Annotated in this window: 13 protein-coding genes; 6 read left to right on the forward strand and 7 right to left on the reverse strand. The window is 66.3% G+C overall.

The features are described from left to right. Together KAY22_RS19075 and KAY22_RS19080 are read right to left on the reverse strand one after the other, a co-directional pair. A partial coding sequence (locus KAY22_RS19075) for an FAD-binding oxidoreductase (RefSeq protein WP_296624860.1) occupies window positions 1–781 on the reverse strand: 781 nt, incomplete at its 3' end. Further along, window positions 778–1,785, reverse strand: a complete 1,008-nt coding sequence (locus KAY22_RS19080) for a DUF1338 family protein (RefSeq protein ID WP_296624861.1) — start codon at window positions 1,783–1,785, stop codon at window positions 778–780. The genes KAY22_RS19075 and KAY22_RS19080, both read right to left, overlap by 4 nt. Window positions 1,786–1,884: 99 nt before the next feature. Here KAY22_RS19080 and KAY22_RS19085 point away from each other — a divergent pair, with 99 nt between their 5' ends. Then, window positions 1,885–2,793: a LysR substrate-binding domain-containing protein gene (locus KAY22_RS19085; protein ID WP_296624862.1), complete on the forward strand. Its 909-nt coding sequence runs from the start codon at window positions 1,885–1,887 to the stop codon at window positions 2,791–2,793. A 4-nt stretch (window positions 2,794–2,797) separates the two neighbouring features. Here KAY22_RS19085 and KAY22_RS19090 read toward each other — a convergent pair whose 3' ends face one another. Both KAY22_RS19090 and KAY22_RS19095 read right to left on the reverse strand, forming a co-directional pair. Next, window positions 2,798–4,408 carry an NAD(P)/FAD-dependent oxidoreductase gene (locus KAY22_RS19090; protein WP_296624863.1) on the reverse strand — a complete coding sequence of 537 codons (1,611 nt, stop codon included), beginning with the start codon at window positions 4,406–4,408 and terminating at the stop codon, window positions 2,798–2,800. A 39-nt stretch (window positions 4,409–4,447) separates the two neighbouring features. Next, complete coding sequence (locus KAY22_RS19095) at window positions 4,448–5,629, reverse strand: aromatic ring-hydroxylating dioxygenase subunit alpha (RefSeq protein WP_296624864.1); 1,182 nt, start codon at window positions 5,627–5,629, stop codon at window positions 4,448–4,450. A gap of 135 nt (window positions 5,630–5,764) precedes the next feature. Between KAY22_RS19095 and KAY22_RS19100 the strand changes: the two genes are divergently transcribed. Continuing rightward, entirely contained in the window at window positions 5,765–7,063 is a 1,299-nt protein-coding gene (locus KAY22_RS19100) for an amidohydrolase family protein (protein WP_296624865.1), read from the forward strand. An 84-nt stretch (window positions 7,064–7,147) separates the two neighbouring features. Next, window positions 7,148–7,447, forward strand: a complete 300-nt coding sequence (locus tag KAY22_RS19105) for a hypothetical protein (protein WP_296624866.1) — start codon at window positions 7,148–7,150, stop codon at window positions 7,445–7,447. 46 nt (window positions 7,448–7,493) lie between these two features. Here KAY22_RS19105 and KAY22_RS19110 read toward each other — a convergent pair whose 3' ends face one another. Continuing rightward, complete coding sequence (locus KAY22_RS19110) at window positions 7,494–8,327, reverse strand: NYN domain-containing protein (RefSeq protein WP_296624867.1); 834 nt, start codon at window positions 8,325–8,327, stop codon at window positions 7,494–7,496. 342 nt (window positions 8,328–8,669) lie between these two features. On the opposite strand from KAY22_RS19110, the gene KAY22_RS19115 reads away from it, so the two are divergent. The 3 genes from KAY22_RS19115 (at window position 8,670) to KAY22_RS19125 (ending at window position 10,020) form a co-directional block, all read left to right on the forward strand. Continuing rightward, a complete protein-coding gene (locus KAY22_RS19115) occupies window positions 8,670–8,876 on the forward strand; it encodes a cold-shock protein (protein WP_296624868.1) in 207 nt (68 codons plus the stop codon). Window positions 8,877–8,942: 66 nt separating this feature from the next. Further along, the gene (locus KAY22_RS19120; protein ID WP_296624869.1) at window positions 8,943–9,185 is read left to right on the forward strand and encodes a hypothetical protein; all 243 of its coding nucleotides are present in this window, start codon (window positions 8,943–8,945) and stop codon (window positions 9,183–9,185) included. Between the two features lie 385 nt (window positions 9,186–9,570). After that, a complete protein-coding gene (locus KAY22_RS19125; protein WP_296624870.1) occupies window positions 9,571–10,020 on the forward strand; it encodes a lipocalin family protein in 450 nt (149 codons plus the stop codon). Between the two features lie 53 nt (window positions 10,021–10,073). Here KAY22_RS19125 and KAY22_RS19130 read toward each other — a convergent pair whose 3' ends face one another. Further along, window positions 10,074–10,289: a hypothetical protein gene (locus KAY22_RS19130; RefSeq protein WP_296624871.1), complete on the reverse strand. Its 216-nt coding sequence runs from the start codon at window positions 10,287–10,289 to the stop codon at window positions 10,074–10,076. A 235-nt stretch (window positions 10,290–10,524) separates the two neighbouring features. Continuing rightward, window positions 10,525–10,954: TetR family transcriptional regulator C-terminal domain-containing protein (locus KAY22_RS19135; protein WP_296624872.1), on the reverse strand; the 430-nt coding region annotated here is incomplete at its 5' end.

Below are 10,954 nucleotides of genomic sequence, written 5' to 3' on the forward strand. Positions count from 1 at the left end.
GGACATGGGCGAGGGCGGCTTCCATCGCCGGACGCGACATGCCCTCGAACGCCGTCAGCAGCGTGCCGAGGCCGGCTTCGAGCGGCGCGATCAGATCGACGGCGGCCTCGGGCCGGTCGAGCGCGATCAGCGCGGTAATGCGGTTGGCGGGCTTGGGCTGCAGCGCGACGGTCGCGCGGGTGACGATGCCGAGCGATCCGGCACCGCCGACCCACAACTGCTTGAGATCGAGCCCGCTATTGTCCTTCCACAGTCCCCGGCCGAAGCGGAGGATGGTGCCCTCCGCGTCGGACAGCACGACCTCCAGGCCGAGCAGATTGCGCCGCACGTCGCCATGACGCAGCAGCCGGGCGCCGCCTGTGTTCGCGGAGACCATTCCACCGATCGATGGGTCCGCGCCGAGATCGATCGGGAAATAGAGGCCATGCTCGCCCGCCGCCGCGTTGAGGGTCGACAGCAGCACCCCGGCCTCGACATCGGCGGTCCGGTTGACCGCGTCGATCACCGGCGCGGCGTTGAGGCGCTCGAGGCTCAGCACGATCTGGCGGTCGGCGAGGCCGGCGCCCACCAAGCCGGAGCGGGCGCCCTGCGGCACCAGTCGCTGGCCGGCGGCGTGGGCCGCGCGCACCAGGGCCGAGACTTGCTCGGTCGAAGAGGGACGCACCACCGCGAGCGCGGCCCCGCCGCCCTGCCGTCCGTCCATGTCATAGCGGGCCAGATCCTCGGGCGCGTCGAGCAGGTTGCGCTCGCCGACGATCGCGGCAAGGCCGTCGAGGGTCATGCGACCTTGGTCATCTGGAAGATGCCGGTCGCATTGCCGCTGTCGAAGCTGAGGTCGAGCCGGCCCGTTTCCGGATCGCTGTCGCGCGTGATGAACTCGTAGAAGGAGCCCGGCACCTGCTGCTCGACGGTACCGTCCTCGGCACGGAAGCGGCGGGTCACCGGATCGGCGCGATAGGCGGTCTGGCGCACACGACCATTGGTCGAGATCTCGACGCGCTCCTTGATCGGCCGGCCGATCAGGCGCTGGCGCTCGGCGAGCGCCTCGACGTCGGCGACGCGGTCGGTCGCATGGTTGAAGGCGTTGCCCTCGGTCGCGATCCAGGCCGCCTCGGGCGAGGCGCCGCGCAGCGCGTGATAGTCGTCCAGCGTCGGCTCGTCATGATGCCGGCCGAAGGCGGCGAGCAATTCGGGCAGGCCTGCTGTCGCGACGACGAATGGCGCCTTGTGCGTCGCCGATAGCGCTTTGAGCAGCGTCCGGGCGGCGGCCCCGAGGGGATCGCGCGACTGGCCGAACACGCGCTTGGCGATCACGCCAAAGTCTTCGTCGAAGCGGTCGACGTGCAACTCGCTCACGAAATATTGCGGGATCGTCTCGGCATGGTCGAGGTGGCAATAGGCCCGGCCGGTCATGTTGAGGCGGGGGAGCGGATAGGTGCCGGCCACCGCATAGCCGAGCGGCTCGAGGATGCGCGAGAAAGCCAGCTGCCCTGCCGGAAGCGCGCCGGTGGGACCGTCGGCGAACAGGATCGTGCGGATCGCGCCATGATCGAAACAGACCTTGCCGCCCTCGGCGCGGCGGTCCTCGACATAGGCCGCACCGCTGGGCACCGTGCGCAGCAGGCCGTCGAACAGGCAGGCGCCGAGCGCCATCGCGACATCGCCGCGGGTCACGTCGTCGCCATCGCCGCTGCCGATCGTGGGATCGATCTCGACCACCTCGAGGAGTCGGCGGGTGGCTTCCGCGCCCAGTTGGGCTTCGATCAGGCGTTCGACGGCGCTCATATCCGGTTCCATCATGAAGTGAACTGACAGGCGCTCTATTTACCGCCTTGAGCACTTGGTTCAAAATGGCATAGATTCATCTGTAGATGAGGATTTGGAATGTACGATAACCGCCGAAGGTTGCTTCCTCCGACCGGCGCGCTGGCGGCCTTCGTCGCGGCGGCGCGGCATGAAAGCTTCTCGCGCGCGGGTGCAGAGGTCGGGCTGACCCAGAGTGCGGTCAGCCGGCAGATCGCGCAGCTCGAGGACTGGCTGCAGCTGGCGTTGTTCCGGCGCAAGGGTCGCCGGGTCGAGCTGACCCCGGAAGGGCGGGCTTATGCCGAAAGCGTCGGTCCCGCGCTCGATCGCATCCGCAGCGCCACCGAGGCGGCGCTCAACCGTCGGTCCGATCGCGAGGTGGCGATCGCGACGCTGCCGAGCTTCGGGATGCGCTGGCTCGCGCCCCGGCTTGCGGGCCTCACCGCGCGGCATCCCGACATCATCGTCAATTTTGCGGCGCGCTCCTTTCCGTTCAGCTTCTCGGACGAGCCGTTCGACGCCGCGATCCATTTCGGCCTGCCCGACTGGCCGGGCGCGCGCCACGACCTGCTGTTCCGCGAGGAGGCGATCCTTGTCTGCTCACCGGCCCAGCTCGCCAGAAGCCCGATAGAGCAGGCCGAAGATGTGCTGCGCTGGCCGCTGCTGATCCAGTCGTCACGCGCCTCCGCCTGGGCGCGCTGGCTCCGTGCGGCGGGCGTGTCGGCGGTGCCGCCGGCGCCGAGCGGTTCGTTCGAGCAGTTCCTGATGCTTGCACAGGCGGCAGCGGCCGGGGCAGGGGCGGTGCTGATCCCGCGCTTCCTGATCGAACCCGAGCTTGCGTCAGGCGTGCTGGTGTCGCCGCTCGACATCCCGCTGGCGAGCGACGAAGCCTATTATCTGGTCTCGCCCGCAGAGGTGCCCGAAAGCCGCGCGCTGCGGCATGTCCGCCAGTGGATCCTGGAGGAGGCCGCAGCCTCCTCCGCCGGCTGACCGCTCAGGCGCGGCCGCGCAGCTTTCCGTAGAGACCCGCGTCGGACAGGATCACCTGGGCCGCATTATGGCCGGGCGCTCCCGTTACGCCGCCGCCCGGATGGGTGCCCGCGCCGCACATGTAGAGCCCCTTGAGAGGGCCGCGATAGCCGCCATGGCCGAGCACCGGGCGCGCAGCCCACAGCTGGTCGAGCGACATGTTGCCGTGCATGATGTCGCCGCCGACGAGCCCGAACTTGCGTTCGAGGTCGAGCGGCGAATGGATCTGCCGGGCGAGTACCGAGGCCTTGAAGCCCGGCGCATAGGCCTCGACCGTGTCGATGATCAGGTCCGCTGCAGCCTCGCGCTCGTCGTCCCAGCTGCGCCCATCGGGCAGGACGGGAGCGAACTGCTGGCAGAACAGGCTGGCGACATGCTGCCCCGGGGGAGCGAGGCTGTCGTCGACGATCGACGGGATCAGCATCTCGACGATCGGCTGCTTCGACATGCCGTGCAGCTTCGCGTCGAGGAAGGCGCGGTCCATATAATCGAGCGTCGGCGCGATGATGATGCCCGATTCCAGATGCTGGCCGGGTCCCGGCAGGCAGGTGAAGTTCGGCAGTTCGGACAGCGCGACGTTCATGCGGAAGGTGCCCGACCCCGCCTTGAACGACCGGATGCGGCGCAGGAAGTCGTCGGGCAGATCGGACGGGTCCATCAGCCGCTCGTAGAGTAGCTTCGGTCCGACATTGCCGATCACGCGGCGGCTGTAGATCTCCTCGCCGCTGTCGAGACGCACGCCGACCGCGCGGCCGCCGTCGACCAGAACCTGCGACACCGGCGCTTCCAGGCTGATCTCCACGCCCAGGTCGCGGCACACCTTGGCCATGATCGAGGTGATCTTGCCCATGCCGCCGACGCTGTGGCCCCAGGCGCCCTTCTTGCCGTTCACCTCGCCGAAGACATGGTGGAGCAGCACATAGGCCGAGCCCGGCGTGTCGGGGCTGGCATAGTTGCCGACGACCGCATCGAAGCCGAAGGCGGCCTTGACCGCCTCGCTTTCGAACCAGCCGTCGAGCACGGTGCGCGCGCTCTTGGTGAACAGGTCGAGGACGTCGCGCTGGCGTTCGAGCGGCAGGCGCGCGAGCGGGAGGCCCTGGCGTCCGCCGGCGATGAGCGTGTCGATGCCGTCGCCGACATTGGGCGGCGCGTGCATGGCAAGGTCGCGCAACACGTCGGCGACGCCTTCGAGCGCGTCATAATAGGCTGGCAGCACCTCGGCATCATGGGCGCTGAACTTGCGGAACTCGGCCTGGGTGCGCTCCAGCCCGCCGCCGAGCAGAAGATAGCCGCCATCGGGCTGTGGCAGGAAATTGGACACCGGACGCTCGATCACGCGATAACCGTGGTCCGCCAGCCGCATGTCGGCGATCACCTTGGGGTTGAGCAGGCTGACCGTGTAGCTCGCCACCGAATTGCGGAAGCCAGGGTGGAACTCCTCGGTCACCGCCGCGCCGCCGACGACGTCGCGCCGTTCGAGCACGCGCACCTTGTGGCCCGCCCGGGCGAGGTAGAAGGCACAGACGAGGCCGTTATGGCCGCCGCCGATGATCACGGCATCATAATGGGTCGACAATCGCTTTCCCCTCTTCCTCGATATTCCGTTCAGCCCGGCTCAGCCCTGAACGCGGGGCCGTCGGCTCCAGCCCGGCGCGGGAGCATGATGCAGCCGCGCCTCGGGGATCAGGCCCCGCATCTTCCGGCAGAAATTGCGCAGCGCCACCTCGGTTTCCGACAGCGGCCCGACGGTGAAGCTTTTCGATGCCATGCCGTCCTGCACCCGCTTGATCAGCCAGGTGTCCTCGGCGTTCACCTGCCGGTTGATGCGCCAGTTGAGATAGCGGGCGGCCTTCATCTCGCGCCGGTCGTCGGGCACGGCATAGGCGATCTCGCGGATCAGCGTCTCGGTCGGGGAGACCGGCAGCCACTGCATGAAGTCGACCTGGTCCGGATAGATGTCGAAGGCGAAGTTCGGCCACAGCTTGAAATAGGTCCACAGCCGCTTGCGGTCCTCGGGCAGGTGCGCGACGTCGGGCAGGATCGCTTGATAGGCGCGCTCCGACGGGTTGTTCGACAGGCGGTCGCGGATGGGCGCTGCCATCTTGTCGACATGCTCCATCGCCTCGACCGTATAGCCATTGCCCATCAGTCGGGTGAGCCCGGGATGGGCGACGACGATATGCAGCCCGTCCGAATAATTGTCGCCGACATTCTTCCAGTTCACGTCGCGCGGGCGCAGCGTGACCCGGCCGAAGGCGCGCATGTCGGCGAAGCGATAGGGCTCCACCTCGGCCGCATAGGGCTGCATCATCTCGGCGACAGACGGGCCGCCATCGTCCTCCAGCCGGACGAAGATGAAGCTCTGCCAGATCTCGACCTGCACGGGCGCCAGACCATGCGCCGCGCGGTCCAGGCCGGCATAGGTCTGCGACAGCGGCAGGCCGGTCAACGCGCCTTTGAGGTCGTAGCTCCACGCATGATAGGGGCAGGTCAGCCGGCTCGCGCAGCCCGAGGGGCCGTCGACCAGCCGCGCCCCGCGATGGCGGCAGACATTGGTGAAGGCCCGGACCACCCGGTCTTCGCCCCGGACGACGATGACGCTTTCGCCGATATAGTCGAGCGTATGATAGTCGCCGACCTGCGGGACGTCGCTTTCATGGCAGACGATCTGCCACGAGGGGCGGAACACGCGATCGACCTCTGCCTGGAAGAAGTCCGGATCGGAATAGGTCCAGGCCGGCAGGCTCCAGCCCGCGTCGGGATCGTCATGAACGTCGGAACGAGGCTGCGTGGCCATGGCAACTCCTGCTTGTTTGACATCTGTATAATAAGCGGCGCGGAGTCGCAAGATGGGCTTGTTTGACGCCTGTCAAACAGTGGTGCAGGATTGCCATTCGGCCTGCCGACCGGGCCAGTAAGAAGGGGGACCAGCATGGCGGGCAGGCGCGGCGTGACGAAGGCGGTGATCGGTCTGGCGGCGCTGCTGTCGGTCGTGGCGGCCGGGCAGGCCTGGGCCGAGACCAGCTATGTCCGCGCGGGGCGGCTGATCGATACCGGGGCGGGCAAGGTCCTCACCGATCGGCTGATCCGCATCGACGACGGCAAGGTGACTTCGGTCGCGCCTTATGCGCCGCCGCCGGCGGGCGCGACGCTGGTCGACTGGTCGGCCTATACCGTGCTGCCCGGCCTGATCGACATGCACACCCATCTGGCCGATGTCGAACAGAGCGCCAATGTCGCCGAGCCCTTGCTTCATTCGGAGGCGGACATCGCGCTGCTCGGCGCCCGCCATGCGCGCGACACGCTGATGGCGGGCTTCACTTCGGTGCGCGACGTCGGCACCTTCCGCGCCTTCACCGACGTGGCGCTGCGCAACGCGATCGAGGCCGGATCGGTCGAAGGGCCACGCATGGCGGTGGCCGGGGCCTATGTCACCGTACCGGGCGGGGGCGGCGAAGTGACGGGCACCGCGCCCGACGTGGGCGTGCCCCCGTCGATGCGCATGGGCGTCGCGAACGGCCCCGAGGAGGTCAAAGCGAAGACGCGGATGCTGTTCCAGCGCGGCGCCGACTTCATCAAGCTGATCGCGACCGGCGCCGTCCTCGCCGCCGGAACCGAGCCGGGCGCCCCGGAAATGAGCGAGGAGGAGATCCGCGCCGCCGTCGACGAGGCTGCGCGCAACCGCAGCTATGTGACCGCCCATGCCCATGGTGCGGAGGGGATCAAGATCGCCCTGCGCGCCGGGGTTCGGTCGATCGAACATGCCTCATTGATCGACGACGAGGGCATCGCGCTCGCCAAACAGAAGGGCGCCTGGCTCGTCATGGACATCTATAATGGCGACTATATTTCGGAGGTCGGCCGCCGTGACGGCTGGCCCGCCGACATCCTGCGCAAGAATGACGACACGACCGAGGCGCAGCGCCAGGGCTTCGCCAAGGCGGTCAAGGCCGGGGTGAAGATCGCCTTCGGCACCGACGCAGGGGTCTATCCCCACGGCCTCAACGCCCGCCAGTTCCGCTACATGGTCCGCTACGGCATGACGCCGATGCAGGCGATCCAGTCCGCCACCACCAGCGCCGCCGCGCTGATGGGCAAATCCGCCGACGTCGGCGAGGTCGCGCCCGGTCATTATGCCGACCTGATCGCAGTGGCCGCCGACCCGCTCGCGGACATCGCCGCGCTGGAGCGGGTCGACCATGTGATGAAGGGGGGAAGGGTGGTGCGCTAGAGGGGGCCGAGGCCCTGCGACGCGATTGAGCGGCGGCGCACCAATTTGGTTGCCTTGGATAAGCGGCAAGCCCAGACGCAGGTCATGACCGACTCTGAAATCATCCGTGACGCCATCGCTTCGAAGCGGTGCATCGAACTCACCTACAACAACATGCGCCTGAAGGTGGCGCCGCATATCCTCTACACCCGCCATGGCGCCCCCTTCATGGATGGGGTTCCGGTCGAGCGTGAAGGCAAGGAGCTGAACGATCCGAGGCTGGCCACTTTCAAGCTGGCGGGTCTGAGGGAAGTCGCGGTCATAGATCGGTCGTTCGAACCGATGGCTGGCTTCGATGCGAGCGATCAGAAATATTCGGAATCGCCGCCGTCATCGGTTGGTTAATCGCCGCGCCGCTTGCGAGCCGGCGGCGCCGATCAGCGGTCAGCGATCAGGTGCCGGGGCGGGGCGTCCGGTCCTTGTTGCGCTTGTCGGCGACATAGGTGAGGCCGTTCTCGCCCCTGATGATGTCGAAAAGGCCGGTTGCTTCGAACAGGGCGGGGAAATTCTTGACGCCATAGTTGCGCGGATCGATGGGCGCCTGCCGCTTGGCTGCGCTGCCGGCGGTGGATAGCAGCGCCCAGCCGTCATCGCGTTCGGCTGCCTCGACGCCACCGCGCAACGCGATGATCAGTGCGGCGTCCTGCGCAATCAATCGCTGGCCGTCGCTCACGGGCTCAGCCCTGCTCCCTCCGCTTGCTTCGGCCTTGGGCGCCCGCTTTGCCGCGGGACGGCGGCTGTTATTGAGCGGAGCCGGGATGTCCGGATCGGGGAGACTGTCCAGATAGAGGAAGGTGGTGCAGGCGTTAACGAACGGATCCGGCGTCTTGCGCTCGCCGAACCCGTAGACGTCGTGGCCGTTCGCCTTGAGCTGCATCACCAGAGGCGTAAAATCGCCATCGCTCGACGCGATGCAGAAGGCGTCGAGCTTCTGCGTGTAGAGAAGTTCCATCGCATCAATAACGAGCGCAATATCGGTGGCGTTCTTCCCGGAGGAATAGCTGAACTGCTGGATCGGCCGAATGGCGAAGGCGTGGAGCTTGTCCTTCCAGCCCTTCAGTCCCGCGCTTCCCCAGTCGCCATAGGCCCGGCGAATATTGGCCGTCCCGTAGCGCGAAAGCTCGGCCAGGATGGTGGCGATCTTCGCGTGCGACACATTGTCGGCGTCGATCAACAGGGCGATGCGGCGATTGGGCGTCGCGTTCGAGGGCTGTTCAGGATTCATCCCCGGCTTGTGTAACCTTCCGCTCCCGCGTGCAACCACCACGGCACGCATGCGCAGACTGTCGGTGACGGCACAGGGCAAGACCGGGCGCGGCAATGTCGGGCGCGCTGCGGATTTATCTTTCCCCGGACGCTGCCAGGTCCTTCCGGCCCGACCCGACGACCGGTCGTGCCCGGCCCTGGGTCCTTTCCTTTTCGATGGATATCTGCCATGGAGATTGGGCTCACGTCGCATACGACGGATATCGGCGCCTCGTGCGCCACTTGTCCCCTTATAGCCTCAGGAAGCCGGGATGCACCGCCGTTGGCGCAGGCTCGTCACATATGGGACAAGGATATCCCCATGATCACTGGAACCGTCAAATTCTTCAACCATGACAAGGGCTATGGCTTCATTGCGCCAGAGGCCGGCGGCGGCGACGCGTTCGTGCATATCTCGGCCGTGGAACGGGCGGGAATGGGCACGCTCGATAAGGACCAGCGCGTCTCTTACGAGCTCGAGACCGATCGTCGTGGCAAGACCTCGGCCGTCAATCTGCAGGCCGCTTGATCTCGGCGGCGGAGCGTCCCCGGACGTTCCGCTCCCGACGCCCCAACATCGGATGAGGATCGTTTCATGCCCACCCCCGCCAAGAAACCAAATGCCGACAGGTCGAGAGTTTCCGTCAAGCCGTTCCTGATCACCACCGACGCGGACAATCAGTTTCGGCTGACGGTGCGCCGGACCTGGTATAATTCTCAGAATTTCCCGATCGTCGAATCCGAGCTTCAAGCCGAGATTTTTACGTCGATGAATGCGGTCCGCGCCTTCGCCCGCGAACAATTCGGCGCAGCCGCCGGACAATTTGCGAGAGCGTAAGCGCTTCCCGGTCCGACCAGGGCTGAGCAACTGCCTTTAGGTTACTGGTCTGTGGAATATGGGTGTGGGTTGCGGGCGTGCGCAGAAGACGATGTTGGGCGCGTTCGCCTAACGGGGTCAATGCCCGCTACCACTTCCCTATTGTCATCTGGGCCTGCTGAAACCGGCGGACGTGCAGACTCAGTCCGGGCAGACGTCTGCATGACAGCGATCCGCATGAGCCCTAAAGGTCGGGTCGGTGAACCGGCAGGTCGACATCGGCTCCACATGGAATGAAAGGGTATCGCTAATTATGCCATGGCTTAGACATGTGCTCGTTGTCGCTATGGCTGGAGCTCTCAGCGCTTGCGCGACGCTGTCCTCGATGCCGGTTGGGAACCGGGCCGTGCCGCAGCCGGCCAAGGCTGTAGAAATAGATCGCTATCTCGGCCGGTGGTACGAACTCTTTCGCTATGACGCGCCATTCCAGAAGAACTGCGAGGCAGTCTCGGCCGACTATTCGCGCAATACCGACGGTTCGATCAGGGTGGTGAACAGCTGCCGCATGGGCGTGATCGACGGGCCGCTCAAGACCGCTATCGGCAGGGCGAAGGTCGTCGACCCTGCAACGGGTGCCAAGCTCAAGGTCTCGTTCTTCGGCCCGTTTTATGGTGACTATTGGGTGCTCGACCATGACGACGACTATCAGTGGTCGATCGTGGGCGAACCTTCGGGGCGCTACCTGTGGGTGCTTTCGCGCGAGGCCGAACCCTCCGAGACCCGCAAGGCCATGCTCCGGCGCCGGGTGGAAGAACTCGGCTATGACTGGTCGCTGGTGCGTGTCACCAGGCATTAGGCGGGGGGGCTGGAAGATGTAACCCAGCGGCGCCGGGCCGAACAGCTGGTTGACTAACCCGCTCCTGCGCCTGCTGAGGGAAAGATGGGCAGCAGCTTTAGCGGACTCGGCTCGCGCCGGCGGCCCGCCCCTGCGTATCGATAGAAGATGCGGCCGACGGCATTGACGTAGAACTCGATCGCGATGGTGGACGGGGCAACTGGGCGAAGCTGTCCGGTGATCAGCACCTTTCCGTCAGAAATCGCATAGGTGCCGCGGAGGTCGCTCACAAAGCCGGCTCGGCGTTTCTCGCCGTCTGCATAGAACAGGGTTGTGCCCGATCGGGACCATAGGGCGATTCATCGATCATGTGGCCGATGATTGCGCGCCTGATCTGACCGGCAGCCATGGGCTTCATCGCTATAGGGATATCGGCGGCGATCGGCTTTTCGCGACGGGAATGCGCCACAGTCGGCACAGCGAGTGCGATCGCTCACTGGGAAGCCATTTTCCGGCGTCCTTGCATCAAATATTCCCAGCCCCCACCGGCGCCAGCCTCCGCAGCATCGTCCGCGCGAGATCCAGCGCGCGTTCGCGGGTCAGGCGTTCCTGCGACAGGCTGTAGTCGAGCCACAGGCCGTCCATCGTCGCGGAGATCAGCGTCGCCATGTCGCGGGGCGGGACCGGCCCTTGTGGCAGGCGGGCGACGGCGCGGTCGAGGAGGGTCTGGAGGCGTGCGTTATAGTGGCGGCTGACCTCGGCGAAGTCGGGGTTGCTGCGGACCAGCGTCCAGAAGGCGATCCACGCGCCCAATATGTCCGGGTTCGACCATTCCTCGCTGAAATGCACCTCGAACAGCCGGTCGATCGTCGTCCAGGGGTCGGGATGTCCGGCTTCCACCTCCTCGGCGAAGCGGCCGATGAAATTGTCGCACAGCTCCTGATAGGTCTCGAGA

Origin of the sequence: Rhizorhabdus sp., assembly GCF_018006725.1 — a bacterium.
GTDB lineage: Bacteria > Pseudomonadota > Alphaproteobacteria > Sphingomonadales > Sphingomonadaceae > Rhizorhabdus.